Source organism: Mucilaginibacter sp. P4_D1, from assembly GCF_056401935.1.
In genome coordinates, this window is record NZ_JBFUIJ010000011.1 from 120876 (window position 1) to 138634 (window position 17759).

A 17759-nucleotide genomic window follows, 5' to 3' on the forward strand; every position below is an offset into this window, starting at 1 on the left:
TCTCCCCCTGAAGGGGGAGACTTTTAAAGCCCCGTCCAACCAGAGACTTAGCAGTAGCCCTTTGTCGACTATTAACAATTGAAGCAAATGAAATTTTTATACACCATATTATTACTAACCATTGTTTCACGGGCATTTGCCGCGGGCAGTAGCGATACGCTTCGGCTAACCCTGCAGCAGGTGGTTGAGATGGCTAAGGCCAACTCCATAGCTGCCAAGCAGGCTGCTACGGTGCGCGAAACAAAATACTGGGAATACCGCACCTATAAATCAAATTACCAGCCGCAGCTATCACTCAGCGGCATTTTACCGGGATATACCAAAACGTTTACCCAGGTACAACAACCCGACGGCACCATACAGTTTCAGCCGATACATAACGATAACTCGTCGCTGGCGCTTAATTTTAGCCAGAGCATTACCGCCACCGGCGGAACGATTTACGGAACCACGCAATTGCAGCGTTTTGATGATTTCGACAGGCATAACGTGCTTTACAATGGCATCCCCTATGGCATCGGGTATACCCAGCCCCTATTTCAGTTTAATAGTTTAAAGTGGGATAAACGCATTGAGCCTTTAAAATATAACGAGAGTAAGCAGGCCTACATTGAAGCACAGGAAAAAATAGCCATAGATGTAGAAGGTTTCTTTTTCGATTTACTACTGGCCCAGGTTAACCTTAAAATAGCCGAAACCAATTATGCTAATACCCAAAAAATCATGAGCATTGCCAATACAAAATTTGAACTGGGCAAAGTTTCAAAAAACGAAATACTGCAATTGCAACTGGAACAAATAAACGCCAAAAAGGCCGTAGGCACCGCCAAACGCGACATGGAAATTGCCACCCTTAACCTGCGCAGCTATACCGGGCAGGAAGGCGAAGAGAAAATTGTACTGGTAGTTCCCGAACAGATAAGCCAGATGCAGGTATCGGCAGATAAAGTTTTGGCCGAGGCGTTCTCCAACCGATCGGATGCCATTGCGTTTTTACGCCGCGTGGCCGAGGCTAAGCGGGATGTGGCAAAAGCAAAAGGCCAGAATGGTTTAACCGCTACATTGAATGCCAATTTGGGTTACTCAAATACATCAAGCAGTATACCGGGGGTTTATAAAAACCCGCAAAACCAGCAGGTGTTACAGGTTCAGTTAGCAGTGCCGATTTTGGATTGGGGTCGCTCTAAATCCCGCACCAAAACGGCCCTGGCCAACCAGCAGTTTACCGAGTATGCGGTTGAACAAGACAAGCAAACTTTTAAACAGCAAATTATAACCCAGGTATCGCTTTTTAATGTAATGAAAGAACAGCTGGTATACACCGCCGAGGCCGACAGTATAGCCTCTGAAAAGTACCAGATAGCCCGCGAACGCTACGTTTTAGGCGACCTGAGCATCACCGACCTTGGCATAGCCTTCCGCGAAAATGACCAGGCCAAACGGGACTATGTGGCATCGCTCCGCGATTTCTGGGGCGCTTACTACCAGTTACGCTACCTATCGTTATATGATTTTGAAACCAACAGGAAAATCAACTACCAGTAGAGAAAGTCAAAAGTAAAAATTCAAAAAACTCGTCGCTTCAATAATTAAAAAATACAAATTCAATAATTCAGTCATTCAATAATTCAATAATTAACCAACCACTCACTATTCACCATTCACAACTCACCAATATGATCCGTTTACAAAACATCGAAAAAGTGTATCGTACCGACACTATAGAAACCCTGGCCCTGAACAGCATAAGCCTTGACGTTGCCAAGGGCGAATTTTTATCAATCATGGGGCCATCGGGCTGCGGCAAAAGCACGTTGCTTAACATTATGGGCCTGCTGGATGCGCCATCAAAAGGAGATATTAAAATTGCCGATAAAACAACTGCCAACCTAAACGATAAACAGCTGGCGCAGTTTCGCAATAAAACGCTGGGCTTTATTTTTCAAAGCTATCACCTGATTAACGATTTGCAGGTGCTTGACAACGTAGAGCTACCCCTACTGTACCGCGATACCACGGCAAAAGAACGCCGCACATTGGCAACCGAAGCATTGGAAAAAGTTGGTTTGGCCAACCGCATCAAACACTTCCCTACCCAGCTATCGGGCGGGCAACGCCAACGTGTAGCCATAGCCAGGGCGATTGTGGGCAGGCCTGATATTATTTTGGCCGATGAGCCAACCGGTAACCTGGATAGCGCCATGGGTAACGAGATTATGGACATCCTCATTAACCTTAACCGTAACGAGGGTACCACCATTGTAATGGTTACACATGATGAAAATATGGCCCACAAAACGCACCGTTTGGTACGCCTGTTTGATGGTTCGCAAGTTCAGTAATTAACCGCTTAAACAATCAATCATGCTTAAAAATTATTTTAAAATAGCCATTGCGGTGTTAAGACGAAGGAAGTTTTTCACCTTCATCAGCTTGTTTGGTATCAGCTTTACCCTTACCATACTGCTTGTACTTACCGCCTTTATAGATAAAATTGCCGGCGACAGCTATCCCGACAGAAAACGCGACCGCTCACTATACGTTTCAAGAATGCAGGAGGTAAACAAAACCGGCGGGCAAAGCTCGGGTCCTTTATCGTACTATTTTTTGAGCCATTATGCGGGTAGTTTAAAAACGCCGGTTAAGGTGGGGATTTCCTCCATATTCAGCGGGACAAATACCTATGTTAACAATAAAAAGATTGCTGTAAACTATAAATACACCAACGATGCCTACTGGGATATTATGGAATACGATTTTATTGAGGGCAAGGCTTTCAATAAACAACAGGTTGATAATGCCGATAAAGTAGTGATCATATCAGAGGATATGAAACAGCAATACTTCGGCGATGTACCCTCGGTTGTAGGCAAGTACTTCGAGGCCGATAACGTAAAATACAGGGTAACCGGCGTGGTAAAAAATGTACCTATAACCAGCTACATGACCTATGGCGACATCTATCTGCCTTATACCGTATCAAAATCTGATGTGCGTAAAGACAAAAGTTACCGCGGTGGTTTCTTTGGCGTACTGCTGGCAAAATCAACCGCCGATGTAGCCCGTATGCATGATGAATATCAAAGTATGGTTGCCCGGTTACCAATGGAAAGCAAGGAATTTGATAAAATATTCAGCCATGCCGATCCTTATATTGTAAGCTACGTTGATACCGGCAACGAAAATACATCGGGGGTTATGATCGTATTAACAACCATTGGCATATTTGCCTTACTGGTAATGTTGCTGCCAACGCTTAACCTGGTCAACATCAATATCACCCGTATTATGGAGCGCTCGTCAGAGATTGGCGTACGCAAGGCCTTCGGGGCGTCATCGGTCACGTTGGTTTACCAGTTCATCGTCGAAAATATTATCCTTACGCTATTAGGAGGTTTCATCGGGGTAATATTATCCTTCATAGCCATCCAGGTATTAAATGGCATGAACCTTATCCCTAACCTGGTATTATCCATCAATTTTACTGTTTTGGCAATTGGTCTGCTTATTTGTTTCCTGTTTGGCTTACTATCGGGTGTTTACCCTGCCTGGCGCATGTCAAAACTAAATGTGGTAACGGCACTAAAAGCTTCATAACAATTATTCACCCTTTAAATTAAGATATTATGTTTAAGCATTTATTTAAACTCATCTGGAATAAAAAGAAGCAAAACTTTTTACTGATGTCCGAGATGCTATTCTCGTTCCTGGTGCTATTCGCGGTATTTAGCCTGTTGGTTTATTACTATAACAATTATAAGAAGCCAATGGGGATGAATTACCAAAACGTATGGGTTGTTAGTTACAATAACGCCCTGCAAACAAAAAACACCGATTCGCTGGATACTTATTACGAAACATTGCGTAATTCCATCAAGGCGATGCCCGAGATAAGCGAAATCAGCTTTTGCAGCGACAATGTCCCGTTTTCGGCAAACACCTGGACAGGACTGGCGGGTTATAACAAACACAACTACAGCAATGTAAATATGTATAATGCCGAGGATAGCTATCTGAAAACTTTAAACGGGCAGTTACTGGAAGGCCGTTGGTTTAATAAAAACGATATGGCTACCAAAATACCATCCGTAGTTATCAATAACGAATTGCGTGAGAAGCTGTTTGGCAAAGGCGAAGCGATAGGAAAAATCATTGATGAGAGTGAAGATGGCAAAAATAAGAAAAGAGTTGTGGGCGTAATACAGGCCATTAAAGCCAAAGGCGACTATGCGGCTGCGGGCGATGCCGTATACCACAGAATTGATACCGGTACGTTTAGGTGGCTTGGTAAAATAATGATACAGGTTACGCCTGCCGCTAACGCGGCCTTTGAAGCCCGATTGTATAAAACCCTGGCCAACTACATGAAAAATTCAAACGTGGAGATTGAGCACCTGGTAAACAAACGGAAGGATATCAATTATTTTACTTTAGTACCCATGATCGTGCTAAGTATTGTAGGCTGTTTTTTAGTTATTAATGTGGCGCTTGGGCTGTTTGGAGTGCTTTGGTACAACATTAATAAACGCCGTGGCGAAATTGGTTTACGCCGGGCGGTTGGCGCCACCGGTAGCTCGGTATCTAACCAACTCATTATGGAATCAATGATACTGGCTACCTTCTCACTTATCATTGGGTCGTTTTTTGCTATACAATTCCCGTTGCTCAACGTGTTTGATCTTTCGGCAGGGATTTACCTGGTGGCTATCCTGTTTTCAATCATATTTATTTACCTGCTGGTATTTTTATGTTCGTTATACCCGGGCAGGCAGGCGGCGGCCATTTATCCCGCTGTTGCTTTACACGAAGAATAGCATATGGGCATCATAAAAATAACTCAAAACTCACCACTCAATACCTTTAACTAATTACGATATTGACCTGCAATTATGATACTGGTTATTGATGATGATATTGCTGTACGCACCTCGCTTTTGCTATTACTCAAAAGCGAGGGTTATGATGCTGTGAGCGCCGAAGAGCCCGCCGAGGCTATAAAGATCATAAAGAAAAAAAATCCTGAACTGATTATTCTCGACCTTAATTTTTCTATTGATACATCGGGCCGTGAAGGGATGAGCCTGCTTGAAAACATAAAGCAGCTTAACAGCGCTATACCAGTAATATTAATTACAGGTTGGGGCAGCATCCAACTTGCCGTACAAGGCATGAAACTGGGCGCCAACGATTTTATCAATAAACCCTGGAATAACGAACACCTTATACAAACCGTTAAAACACTGTTAGATTTAAAGGATAAAAAAACAGAGCACCATACCCGTAAACAATTAGATAAAAGCTACCATTTTCAAAGCATTATTGGCCAGGACCCTCAAATGTTGGATATCCTGGAAACCATAGGCCGGGTGGCAACCACAGATGCATCGATACTGATTATGGGCGAAAGCGGCACCGGCAAGGAGCTGATAGCCGAAGCCATCCATCAAAACAGCCTGCGCCGCAATAAACCATTTATCAAAGTTAATCTTGGTGGTATCTCTACTTCGTTGTTTGAAAGCGAAATGTTTGGCCATATCCGGGGGGCTTTTACTGATGCCCGTTTTGACCGCATTGGTCGTTTTGAAATGGCGCACAAGGGAACCATATTTTTAGACGAAATTGGCGACCTGGACGCCAGCAGCCAGGTAAAGCTGTTAAGGGTATTGCAGGACCGTACTTACGAAATGCTGGGAAGCAGCCGTACCAAAACATTAGATACGCGGGTGGTTTGCGCCACCAATAAAAACCTTAACGAAATGGTATCGCGCGGTACTTTTCGTGAGGATTTGTTATACCGCATCAACCTGATCACCGTTTACCTGCCCGCCCTGCGCGAGCGGCCGAAGGATATACCCCTACTGGTCGATTTTTTTATTAATAACCTAAAAGATATCTACAACCGGCCCCAATTATCGGTATCTGCCGCCGCCATGAAGTGGTTGCAGCAACTGCCATTGCCCGGCAATATCAGGCAGCTTAAAAACCTGGTAGAGCGATCAATACTGGTAAGCCGGAAAGACGAGCTGGGTATTGACGATTTCCGGTCGCAGTTGGAATTATCGCCTGTAAAAAAAGGAAACATGCAATTACCCGGCGTAGGTACCCTAACTTTGGAAGAGGTGGAGGTGGAGATGATAAAACGTGCCATGGACCACCACAAAAACAAAATAAGCCGGGCAGCGGCAGCCCTTGGGCTCACGCGGAGTGCGCTTTACCGCCGGCTTGATAAATACCAGATACCATACGATGAAGCTGAGGACTAAATATGTTTTATTTGTTGTAACACTGCACCTGGTAACACTGGTGCTCACTTATTTCATTTTTGAGCAAAACAAGGTTTACTTCATCGCCTCTGAGGTATTTGTACTAATTTCTGTAATAGTATCGGTACAGCTTTACCGCCAACTCATAAACCCTTTAAAATTATTGATGCAGGGGCTTGATGCTATAAAAGACAAGGATTTTAACGTGAAATTTTTATCAACCGGCAGGCACGAGGTTGATACATTAATTGATGTATATAATCATATGATGGACGAGTTAAGAACAGAACGTACAAGGCAGGAACAGCAACATTTCTTTTTGGAAAAACTGATTTATACCTCGCCTACCGGCATCGTTATATTGGATTTTGATGATCGCATTCAGCAAATAAACCCAAAAGCCCTGCAATTATTGGCGATACCGGATGATAAGTTACAAGGTAATTCCATTTATGAGCTGGATCATCCGCTATTTGTGCAGATGAGATTGCTTAAATCCGGCGAAACCGCAGTGGTAAAACCAGACGGGATAAATTCCTTCAAACTTCAGAAATCGCACTTTGTTGACCGCGGTTTTTCCCGCCATTTTATTATGATAGAGGATTTAACTGCCGAGATATTGGCGGCCGAGAAAAAGGTATACGGCAAAGTTATCCGGATGATGGCACACGAAGTGAACAACACCATCGGGCCGGTAAATTCCATCATGCAATCGGCCATGAAAACAGACCAGTTATGGGCCGGCCACGAGTTTGATAGCCTGAAAGATGCCTTACAGATAGCCATGGACCGCAACCAAAACCTCAACCTGTTTATGCGCAACTTTGCCGACTTAGTGAAGCTTCCGCCTGCCAATAAACAGCCTGTTTTACTTCAAAAACTTGTTCGGTCGGTAACCGTCCTTATGCAGGCAAAAGCCAAAGGAAAAGGCGTCGAATTTGAATTTAACCTGCCTGATGAAGCCTTAAGCATCATGGCTGATGAGCAACAGTTAGAGCAGGCGCTTATAAATATCGTTAAAAATGCCATTGAAGCTATTGAAGATGAAGGCCTGGTAAAATTCGCACTCATTTCCAAGGAGCGGAAACTCATCGTTACCGATACGGGCAAGGGCATCACCGCCGAACAAAACAACAATCTGTTTTCGCCATTCTTCAGCACAAAAAAAGACGGACAAGGTATAGGGCTTACTTTAACACGCGAGATACTCCTGAACCATGGTTTTGAATTTAGTTTAAAAACTGTGGCTGCGGGGCAAACCGAGTTTTCCATTTGGTTTTAGCGCTCATAAAAACTGGCTTTAGTCGTTTTAGTATCAATAAATTGCAACATTTCATTTTAAATCACTAAATGCTTTTAGTAATGTTGTACATCCAATTCAGAACATTATTATGCAAAGACGAAATTTCCTGAAACTGACGGCAACAACCGGCGCCGCCGTATTGTTTAGCCGCCTAACTTATGCTACATCAGCCCAAACAGCAACTATGAATGCACCTGACGAGGTTTGGGCGCAATCCGGTGAAGAATGGGTTAAGCTAAAAGGCATCAACGGTACAAAATTCACTTATAAGGATATCGAGGTAATCATTAAAACTAACGGCAATGCTAAAGCCACCTACGTACAGTCGCCAACACAACAGTTAAACGCCATTAGGTTGCGCTGGAAACACAATACGCCATCATCGGCAAAATACCTTGGCGACCATTGGGAACGCTCCTATGGCGACTTAAAATGGAAATCTGGCTTTGACGGAAGTAAAAGCCCATGGTATATATTAATAAATGACGGGAAACAAACTGCCTGCTTTGGTGTAAAAACCGGTGCGGGCAGTATTTGCTGGTGGGGATTGGACCAAAACAACCTTGACCTTAACCTGGATACACACTCGGGCGGCAATGGTGTATTGCTGGGTAACAGAACCCTGCATGCGGCTGATATTGTAACCACACACAGCAAACCGGGCGAAAACGCTTTTCATACCGATCATCGCTTTTGTGGTATGATGTGCGAAAAACCGCGACTACCCAAACAACCTATTTATGGCATCAACGATTGGTATTTTGCCTATGGCAACAACAATTTCGACCTGATAAAACAAACCACCGCCATGATGAGCGAGCTGGTTACCGATACCAATAACAAACCATTTTCGGTAATTGACGCGGGCTGGGCAACATATTCGCCCCTATTGCCGGGAGATGGCGGCTGGAACGATGATTTTAGCAAGCCAAACGATAAATTTAAGGACATGCACCTGTTAGGTGACGAGATTAAGAAACTGGGCATGCGTCCGGGTTTATGGATGCGTCCGTTATGTGCCCGCCATGATGAAAAGACGAGCTTGCTTGCACCAAAAATTCCCGGCCGGGACGATCCTAAAAACCCTACGCTCGACCCTACCATCCCCGAAAACCGGGAGCGTATTAAGCGCAATTTTACCTTTTACAAGCAATGGGGATACGAGATGGTTAAACACGACTTTACCACTTACGATATCACAGGCCGTTGGGGGTTTGACATGAAAGACAGCATTACGGCGCCCAACTGGAATTATCACGACCGGAGTAAAACTACAGCCGAAATCATTCTTGATTTGTACCGCGATATTCGCGAAGCAGCAGGCGATGGAATATATGTAATAGGCTGTAACACCATGAGCCATTTAAGCGCGGGCATTTTCGAGATGTGCCGCATAGGCGATGACACCAGCGGTAACGAATGGGAGCGCACTCGCAAAATGGGCGTAAACACACTTGCTTTCCGCCTGCCGCAGCACAATAAATTCTATGCTGTAGATGGTGATTGCGTAGGTATAACTACTAAAATAGCATGGGGCCGCAATAAGCAATGGCTGGAATTATTGGCCGGTAGTGGTGCGCCCCTATTTGTATCTGGCCAACCGGAAGCTATGGGCGCCGAACAAAAGGCTGCCGTTAAAAATGCTTTTTCCAGTGCAGCCAAAGTGCTCCCATTGGGTGAACCTATAGATTGGATGGAAACGATGCTACCTCAAAAATGGAAACTCGACGGAAAAGTAGTGGATTTTGATTGGACTTAACCAATAATATTGCAGATACCTGTATCCTCTGTTAATAGTACGATGTACCGCCTGTTAATAGAGGAATTTTTACTTATAACAGTCGCTTTATTTTCCCCAAAAGGTCATCAATTTCAAAGGGTTTGGCCAGGAAATCATCGGCACCTGCTTCGTACGCAGAACGTTCGATATCGCGGCTGGCAGATATCATAATAATGGGAATTGCCCTGGTATCCAACCGGTGTTTAAGTTCGCGGCAAATATCGCGGCCATCTGAGCCAGACATCCATATATCAAGCAAAAGTAAGTCGGGAAATTCTGTTTTCATATCCAACACCGTAGCACCATTAACGGTCGACGAAACCTCGTATCCTTCAAAATCCAGTATAATCTCTACCGCGTCCACAATAGCCGGATCATCGTCCGCTATCATGATTTTTTTTAAATTTCCCACTTATACAATTTTCATAGCAAAAATCAAGCCTACGTTAGCAGTTTTAGGAATATTTCTTATTAAATTTCACTTACAATCATTTTAACTTTTTTGCACCGGAAGGGCAAAATAAAAAGTAGAGCCTTTACCCTCTGCACTATTAACCCAAATACGACCACCCTCACGTTTTATAATTTCTGAAGATATGTATAAACCAAGCCCCAAACCGGGGAAAGTATGCTGTTTTACGCCGCTAACGCGATAAAATTGCTCAAAAACCCGCTCTTGTTTTTCTTTGGAGATACCAATGCCAAAATCCTGTACGCCCACTAACACCTCGTCATTTTCTTTTCGTGTACTAATAATAATTTCCTTAGTGTGAGGCGAGTATTTGATAGCATTGGTAATTAAATTGACCAATACCTGGCTTACCCTTTCACGATCGGCATACACTTTTCCTGTTTGCTGCATATCTTCAATAAGTGTATGTTTTTGTGTAGTGCGTTGTAAATCCTCTACAACTTCGGCTATCAATTGATTAAAATCAAACCAGGTATAGTTAAATTGCAGCCTGCCCGAGTTTATTTTGGTAACATCAAGCAAATCGGCAATAAGGCTGGTGAGACGGTTTAACTGGGCGTCCATTTTACCAATCATCGCGGCTTCACGCGTATCACCTTTTTGAGTCAGCATGCGCTCAAGCACCTGCGTATAAGCTTTAATACTGGTTACCGGCGTTTTGAGTTCATGACTGGCAATGCCAATAAATTCGTCTTTTTGCTGTTGCAGCAGTTTTTGCTCAGTAATGTCAAAAGTAACCCCTACCATAATTGTAGCACGGCCAACTTCGTCATACCTGGCCTTGCCCGATGCATTTATCCAATGAGTTGATCCATCGGGCCATTGCACCTGGTATTCTATATTGTATACATTATGATTTGTAATGGCATCATCCATCTTTTGTTTAACGCCATCGCGGTATTGAGGCAGAATTAAAGTAATAAGATCTTCAAACTCAAACTCAGCTTCGTTATTTAAACCATAATTGGCTTTAAATTGTGCTGTGCAGGTCATTAAACCTGTATCTATAACCAGTTCATATGACCCCAACCTACCAGCTTCCAAAGCAATCTCCAGGCGCTGGTTAATTTTCAACAACTCCTCGCTATATTCTTTTTCCTGGGTTACATCAAGCACTGTACCCAGCAAACGCACTGGCTTGTTATCTTCATCAAAATAAACCTTGCCTTCCGTTTGAATCCAGCGAACGCTGCCGTCATCCCAAATTAGCCTGCTTTCATAATACAGGTGGCMTGTTTTTAAGGCTTCTTCAAATGCCCTAAGCCTTACCTGTTGATCATCTGCTTTAAGCTTTCTCAAATAATCCTCATGCTCAGGAACTCCTTGCAACCCAAATATCGCATTAAGGCGATCCGACCCTATAATTTGCTTTGTGACCAGGTTATAGTCAAAACTGCCCATCTCGGCCGCATCAAGGGCAAGCCGGGCCCGCTCCTCGGCGTCTTCAATCTTACGCTTGGCAATTACCTGTTCTGTAACTTCCGAAGCCACACCAATTACACCAGTTATACCGTTGTTATCGCGCAATGGCTCATAAAAAAAATTAATGTAGGTTACCTCAACCTTTCCATTACGCGGCAGCATTACCAGGTGTTCCCGGGCCTCAAATCTTTCGCCCTTGAGGTATACGTTTTCCAATAGTATTTCTAAACCTTGTCCCTGCGCTTCCGGCAGACTCTCAAATATGGGCTTCCCCATAATTTGGTCGCGTCCCCTGCCCCAAAGCTGGTACATGGGCTCGTTTGCTACCTCAACAACAAAATGCGGCCCTTTAAATACGGCTATTGCTACCGGCGCCTGCAATATCAAAGCCCGAAATTGCTGCTCGCTTCGTGTAAGTTCTATCCGGGCCACTACCTCTTCCGTTATATCCTGCAGCGTGCCGTTTAAACGTACGGCCGTACCATTTTCATCAAAAAGTGCTTTTCCTTTGGCCCTTACTATCCGTTCTGTTTTTGTTTCGGGGTGGATAATGGTATATTCTGTATCATATTTGCCGCCTGACGATGGTTGCAAAGCTTCCTCAATAGCGCTTGCTACCCTGTAGCGGTCTTTATCGGCTATTACCTTCAAGGCCAGGGATAGGTCTATTTCGGCTTCGGGCTTAATCCCAAACCAGCTTTTAAGCCGGTTATTGCCTATAAACTTATTGTTATATGGGTTAAGGTCCCAGGTACCTAATTCGGCTGCATCTATTGCAAACTCCAATTCCTGTTTGCTTTCGCGAATCTGGTTTAGGCCAAGCACCTTTTCGGTTGTTTCGGTACATGCTACTATAATGCCGCCCGGATTACCGGTTTCATCTAAAACAGGGCTGTAGCTAAATGTCCAATAAATATCTTCGGTGGTACCGTTACGGTAAAACGGTATCAATTGATCTTCATGCCAGGTTGCCCCGCCGCCCGATAATACCTGCTGAATAAGCGGTTCGAGAACATGCCATATATCAGACCAGAATACTTTTGCAGGCTGACCTAAAAATTGTGGATGTTTGCCATTTACACCTAAACTGGGGCGATAGGCATCATTATAAAAACAAACCAATTCCGGCCCCCAGTACATGAACATCGGGAACCGGGAATTTAAAACTATACCAATGGTTGTTAGCAGGCTAACCGGCCATTTATCAGGCGTACCTATGGATGTTTGCGACCAATCATGCTCCCTGATCAGGGTAGCCATTTCGCCACTGCCTTCTAAAAATTTGTAATTATGGTGTAGCATCAACCGGAATTGCTGTAAATTTTTACCAACAACTAATATAATTTTTTATAACAAAAAATATATTAGCAATTAAATTCCATTTACAACCATATAGTGCACCTTTTGTTTGCCGGATGGATATTAATAATCTGAGTAGTCTGTCGGAAAAAGAAAGAAAATATCGGCTTTCGATACATTGTGCTGGTACTCGGCTTTTGCCGAAAGGGTTTTCCAGTACGCATCGCTGCCAAACGCCGCCCAGTGCTTTTCTCTTTCTTCTTTATTTTCAAAAGTAGTCATGTACATCAGGTTGGGCATATGCGAGCCCGATACTACCTCCGAGTAAAAAACCGCGTTAAAACCAAGGCGTTTAAACAGCCCGATTTCGTCGCCGTCATTAAACATGCGTACTTTATTGTAGTTATATTTTTCTGTAGGACTTTCATAGCTTCTGAGTTCGTAAACCCTGTCTGCTTTATTACCTGTAAGCAGGGGAACAGAGGGCGCCGGCATACCGGGGAACGCGTGCAGTATCATAATTTCGATATGTGAATAAGGGGCATCTTTATAATCGGCGTTCATGTACTCCTCGCCATCGGTAAAATATTGGGTATCGCCCTGTAATTTTTTATCAATACCTGTAAGTTTATCTAAGCTGGTAAACGGGGTGTAAACATAAATACGCCTATCCGCAGTGTCCTGTTTTACGGGTTTAAATACACCAACATTGGGTATACCTGCCCTGTGCAGCGCCGGCAAATAAGCATCCTTTAAATAATGCTCAATTTTAGCCTCCTGATCCACTGTTTTATAGTGGTAAACTTTAAGCTCATAATAATACCTTTTTGGAGAGGCAGATAAGCTAAAAGCCAAAAGCAGGAAGCCAAAAGCCAAGGTAAGTGTACGGGTAAGTTGTGTTTTCATGAATACTTAAAATTTCGTAAATATAGATTCAAACTTTTAATTTCCGGGCATTTTATTGATGTATTTACCCCATTTTTCCAGCATATCCATAATATCCAAAAGCTTCATAGGTTTGCTCAAATAATCATCCATACCTGCCTCAAGGCAGGCAGCCCTGTCTTCGGGCAGTGCATTTGCCGTCATGGCTATAATAAGTGGTTGTGTGGCCATATTCTGCCGTATGAAGCGGGTGGTCTCAAGCCCATCCATGCCGGGCATTTGCACATCCATCAGTATCACATCATAATCTTTAGCCATTAACGCGTTAACTGCCTCATGTCCATTCTCGGCCAGGTCCGGGGTAAATCCCATTTTGTTTAAAATATGGATTGCCAGCCGTTGGTTAATAACATTATCCTCGGCAATTAAAATACGCATGGGGTACCGCTTTGCAAACTCTTCCGAAAACTGGGAGTGGGTAAGTTGTGCATCTTTTTTTTGAGGCGTAAGCTTCTTTAATTGTTCTGTAACCAATTTGTGCAGCACATGGTGTTTTACGGGTTTGGTCAATACGGCGTCAAATAGGTTTGCTTCGTTTTTTTGATGCTCGCCACCTACCGAGCTTACCAGGATTACAGGTAATACCGGCCATTGCTTTTTAATTTCTTTTGCTACCTGTGCGCCATCCATGCCCGGCATCTTCATATCTGTTATTACCAGGTCGACAGCGGCAGCATGCGTCAATAGTTTAATAGCTTCGGCACCCGATGATGCCATCACTGGCTCATATTTCCATTGGCGCAGCAGCGTTTCCATAATCTCGCGATTGGTTAAATTATCATCAATAACCATGATGCGCTTATTCTCCAGTTCGGCAAGATTCTGGTACACATAATTGCGTTTGGCCTTGTTACCTATTTTTGTTTTAATGCTGAAGGCAAAGGTTGTGCCTATACCAACCTCGCTTTTTACAGTGATCTCGCCACCCATTATTTTAACAAGCTTTTCGCTAATGGCCAGCCCCAGTCCCGAACCGCCATATTTTCGGGTGGTGCTTGAATCAACCTGGGAAAAGGCTTTAAACAGGCGCTCCATCTTATCCTCGGGAATACCGATACCCGTATCGCGTACTTTAAACAGCAATTCTAGTACGTCGTCCTGGTTGCTTTTAATTGATACGCTGATGAATACTTCGCCCTGCGTGGTGAATTTAATAGCGTTACCCACCAGGTTTATCAATATCTGCCGCAAGCGTAACGAATCGGAAACTATTTGAGCCGGTACATCGTGCTGCACCTGGTATACCAAATCGAGATTCGAGCGCGATGATTTCTCGGCAAAAACGTCCAATACGCTTTCTATACATTCGCGCAAATCAAAATCTTCCTCCTCAATTTCCATGTTTCCGGATTCGATTTTAGAAAAATCCAGGATGTCGTTAATCACCGTCAACAGGGCATCGCCGCTTGTTTTTATTGTTTCGGTATATTCTTCCTGCTCTGGAGTAAGGCTCGTGCTGGCCAGCAGCGATGCCATGCCAATTACGCCATTCATAGGCGTACGGATTTCATGGCTCATAGTAGCCAGAAAAACGCTTTTTGCCTTGTTGGCAGCTTCAGCATCCTCTTTTGCTTTTTCAGCCTCCTCGCGGGCATTTTCGGCGGCCTCGCGCGAAATCCGTTCGTCGATGGTCATTTTGGTCAGGCTATCGGTTCGTTCTTCAACCAAACGTTCCAATACCACTTTTTGCTTTTTTTCGAACATAATACGATACCTGAAAAAGACATCAACCAGGCCGATGATACCTAAAAGTCCCAGTAGCTTAAACCACCAGGTTAACCAGAAAGGGGGCACTATGGTAATCTGCAAACCAAGTGTAACCGGCGACCAGTTACCCGCCGTGTTTTTGTATTTTAATTTAAACTGATAGTGCCCGGGAGGTAAATTGGTATATGAGGCTGTATTGCGGCTGCCCACATTATTCCATTCCTTATCAAAATTTTCCAGGATATAACTGTACTGATTTTTATCGGCCGATGCATAATCAAGCGCAGCATAACGCATAGTTATTACCGACTGACGATAGGATAATGTAATGGATTTAGTATCCACAATTTCCTGCTTAAGCGGCGAGGGATCCTGGGCATTGCGCGCTATCGTCAACGATTTATTAAACAGCTGAAAATCGGTAATTACGAGGGGCGAAAAGCCCGCGGGCTTTAAAATTTGCCCTGGCTTAAATCCGTTAAACCCGTTAATGCCGCCAAAGTATAATTTACCATCGTTGGTTTGCAATGCCGAATGCGATTTAAACTCATCTTCCTGCAACCCATCCTCCACAGTATAATTTTTAAAGGTGCGTTTAACAGGGTCAAAATTAGAAAGGCCATTGTTGGTACTCACCCACAGCGTCCCTTTTTTATCCTCCCTCACCGCATAAATAATATCGCTGGGCAGGCCATCTTTGGTATTGAAAACGGTAAAGCGCCCGGTTACAGGGTCAAAAAGGTCTAAGCCTAACAGGGTGCTTATCCATAGCCGCCCCTTGCTATCTTCAAAAATATCCGGGACACCGTTATTGCTGATGCTGTTTGTTTTTTCATCGTGTATAAACCGCGTGAAGGAGTTTGTTGCAGGGTTATATTTATTCAGGCCGCCATCAAAGGTACCAATCCAGAGGTTTCCTTTGCTGTCTTCAAATAGCGAGTATATCCGGTCGCTGCTCACGCTACCGGCATCATGGGCGTCAAACCTAAAGGTTTTAAACAATTTCGTTTTGCTGTCAAACCTGTTAAGCCCGCCATTATAGGTACCTATCCAGGCATTGCCGTCGCCGGTATGTATTAGCGCGTATATATTGTTATTGCTTAAGCTATTGGGGTTAGCAGGATCATTTAAATAATGCCTGAACTTCCCTGTGCCTTTATTAAAAACAGAAATGCCCCCCGACCATGTGCCTATCCAATAGTCGCCCTGGTGGTCCTGGTTGATGGTGAGCACATAATTGGCCGAAATACTATTTTCATCGCCGGGTTGCTTGATGTATTGTTTTACGCTGCCATTTTTGTTAAAAACGGTGATCCCCCCGCCATCGCTGCCTACCCAAAGATTTTTATCATTATCCTCATAAAGCGACAGCACAAAATTATTTGACAAACTCGCCGGCGATGCTGTGTGGCGGTAATGATCAAAGCTTTGTGTACTGCGCTTAAACAAGTTAACACCTCCGCTAAAAGCGCCAAGCCACATATTGCCTAATCTATCACGGCAGATGCTGTAAATGGTATTGCCATTGATGCTGTTTTTATCAATATCATCATGAGCGTGGGTGTTGATTGCCCCCATTTGAAAGTTGAAGATGCTAAGCCCCGCATTTTCAGATCCTACCCAAAGGTTGTTGTTCAAATCCATCCCGATGCTCAGGATTGTATTGCCGGCTATTGTACCAGCCTGTTTATCGCTATGCAGATAGTGCTTAAACGTACCTCCATCGCTGTCAAATAAATTAAGACCGGCATCCATAGTACCTACCCAAATTCTTTGGCTATTATCTTCAAAAATAGCGGTGACGTTATTTTGGGAAATCGAAGTGTTATCCGTATCTGAATGCCGGTATGATTTGAACGAATTACGCTTTCTATCAAACAGGTTTAATCCCCCGGCTGATGTAGCTACCCAAAGTTTGTGTTTTGAATCTTCCAGTACAATAGCCACATTATCATTACTCAATGATGTGCTATCGGTTTCTGAATGGCGATAATGTGTAAATTTATTTTTTTTAATATCGAAGAAGTCGAGGCCCCCCTTTTGCATCCCTATCCACAAATTGCCTTCATGATCAATGGCCAGGTCATTGATGGTATTATATGATAAGCTGTTAACGTTTTTATTATCGTACTGATAACGTGAAAACCGCCCGGATTTGAAATCGTACTTATTTAACCCGATAGAAGTGCCTATCCAAAGATTGCCTTGTTTATCTTCAACCACATCGGTTACAACATTACTGCTTAAGCTGTTGTTATCGATGGCGCTATATTTGTAATTTATAAAGCTGTAGCCATCGTAACGGTTAAGGCCATCGCGTGTGCCTATCCACATAAAACCGCGACTATCCTGCATAATACAACTCACGTTAACCTGCGACAAGCCCTCGCGGGTTCCAAAGTGCTCAAATTTAAGGTTGGCCTGCTGCGAAAAACTTTCTAAAACAAAAAGCTGCAGCAGTACACTTAAAAATAAATACTTGTAAATATTCAAATCGATAGCGTATTGATAATTAATTGGTTAGATTAAATCAATTAAGGTGAGGGGGCACCATAACTGGTTTTTAGC

At 43.7% G+C, this 17759-nt stretch carries 11 protein-coding genes and 1 pseudogene; 7 read left to right on the plus strand and 5 right to left on the minus strand.

What is annotated here, in order from left to right; all coding sequences use genetic code 11:
• Positions 1–87: 87 nt before the first annotated feature.
• From AC1DV1_RS12640 to AC1DV1_RS12670, 7 genes are all read left to right on the plus strand, one after another.
• Positions 88–1545: a TolC family protein gene (locus AC1DV1_RS12640; protein ID WP_477359612.1), complete on the plus strand. Its 1458-nt coding sequence runs from the start codon at positions 88–90 to the stop codon at positions 1543–1545.
• A 131-nt stretch (positions 1546–1676) separates the two neighbouring features.
• The gene (locus AC1DV1_RS12645; protein ID WP_477359615.1) at positions 1677–2342 is read left to right on the plus strand and encodes an ABC transporter ATP-binding protein; all 666 of its coding nucleotides are present in this window, start codon (positions 1677–1679) and stop codon (positions 2340–2342) included.
• A gap of 22 nt (positions 2343–2364) precedes the next feature.
• Entirely contained in the window at positions 2365–3597 is a 1233-nt protein-coding gene (locus AC1DV1_RS12650) for an ABC transporter permease (protein ID WP_477359618.1), read from the plus strand.
• A 29-nt stretch (positions 3598–3626) separates the two neighbouring features.
• Positions 3627–4814, plus strand: coding sequence for an ABC transporter permease (locus AC1DV1_RS12655; RefSeq protein ID WP_477359621.1), 1188 nt, complete (start codon positions 3627–3629; stop codon positions 4812–4814).
• Between the two features lie 75 nt (positions 4815–4889).
• Positions 4890–6263, plus strand: coding sequence for a sigma-54-dependent transcriptional regulator (locus AC1DV1_RS12660; RefSeq protein WP_477359624.1), 1374 nt, complete (start codon positions 4890–4892; stop codon positions 6261–6263).
• Positions 6247–7545 (plus strand): sensor histidine kinase, encoded by a 1299-nt coding sequence (locus AC1DV1_RS12665; RefSeq protein WP_477359627.1) that lies wholly within the window; start codon positions 6247–6249, stop codon positions 7543–7545. Before AC1DV1_RS12660 ends, AC1DV1_RS12665 begins: the two co-directional genes overlap by 17 nt.
• Before the next feature lie 109 nt (positions 7546–7654).
• Positions 7655–9325, plus strand: coding sequence for an alpha-amylase family protein (locus AC1DV1_RS12670; RefSeq protein WP_477359630.1), 1671 nt, complete (start codon positions 7655–7657; stop codon positions 9323–9325).
• A 73-nt stretch (positions 9326–9398) separates the two neighbouring features.
• Here AC1DV1_RS12670 and AC1DV1_RS12675 read toward each other — a convergent pair whose 3' ends face one another.
• From AC1DV1_RS12675 to AC1DV1_RS12695, 5 genes and pseudogenes are all read right to left on the minus strand, one after another.
• Complete coding sequence (locus tag AC1DV1_RS12675; protein WP_477359633.1) at positions 9399–9737, minus strand: response regulator; 339 nt, start codon at positions 9735–9737, stop codon at positions 9399–9401.
• A gap of 102 nt (positions 9738–9839) precedes the next feature.
• Positions 9840–10460, minus strand: coding sequence for a sensor histidine kinase (locus AC1DV1_RS12680; protein ID WP_477359734.1), 621 nt, complete (start codon positions 10458–10460; stop codon positions 9840–9842).
• Between the two features lie 69 nt (positions 10461–10529).
• A pseudogene (locus tag AC1DV1_RS12685) lies at positions 10530–12542 on the minus strand (PAS domain-containing protein); the annotation flags it as partial.
• A 120-nt stretch (positions 12543–12662) separates the two neighbouring features.
• Positions 12663–13445: an NIPSNAP family protein gene (locus AC1DV1_RS12690; RefSeq protein WP_477359636.1), complete on the minus strand. Its 783-nt coding sequence runs from the start codon at positions 13443–13445 to the stop codon at positions 12663–12665.
• A 36-nt stretch (positions 13446–13481) separates the two neighbouring features.
• A complete protein-coding gene (locus AC1DV1_RS12695) occupies positions 13482–17684 on the minus strand; it encodes a hybrid sensor histidine kinase/response regulator (RefSeq protein ID WP_477359639.1) in 4203 nt (1400 codons plus the stop codon).
• Between the last annotated feature and the right edge of the window lie 75 nt (positions 17685–17759).

What these genes read in the sequence shown, in the direction of transcription:
- AC1DV1_RS12640 (WP_477359612.1), top strand. Translation starts at nt 88, where the DNA reads ATGAAATTTTTATACACCATATTATTACTAACCATTGTTTCACGGGCA.
- AC1DV1_RS12645 (WP_477359615.1), top strand. Translation starts at nt 1,677, where the DNA reads ATGATCCGTTTACAAAACATCGAAAAAGTGTATCGTACCGACACTATA.
- AC1DV1_RS12650 (WP_477359618.1), top strand. Translation starts at nt 2,365, where the DNA reads ATGCTTAAAAATTATTTTAAAATAGCCATTGCGGTGTTAAGACGAAGG.
- AC1DV1_RS12655 (WP_477359621.1), top strand. Translation starts at nt 3,627, where the DNA reads ATGTTTAAGCATTTATTTAAACTCATCTGGAATAAAAAGAAGCAAAAC.
- AC1DV1_RS12660 (WP_477359624.1), top strand. Translation starts at nt 4,890, where the DNA reads ATGATACTGGTTATTGATGATGATATTGCTGTACGCACCTCGCTTTTG.
- AC1DV1_RS12665 (WP_477359627.1), top strand. Translation starts at nt 6,247, where the DNA reads ATGAAGCTGAGGACTAAATATGTTTTATTTGTTGTAACACTGCACCTG.
- AC1DV1_RS12670 (WP_477359630.1), top strand. Translation starts at nt 7,655, where the DNA reads ATGCAAAGACGAAATTTCCTGAAACTGACGGCAACAACCGGCGCCGCC.
- AC1DV1_RS12675 (WP_477359633.1), bottom strand. Translation starts at nt 9,737, where the DNA reads ATGATAGCGGACGATGATCCGGCTATTGTGGACGCGGTAGAGATTATA.
- AC1DV1_RS12690 (WP_477359636.1), bottom strand. Translation starts at nt 13,445, where the DNA reads ATGAAAACACAACTTACCCGTACACTTACCTTGGCTTTTGGCTTCCTG.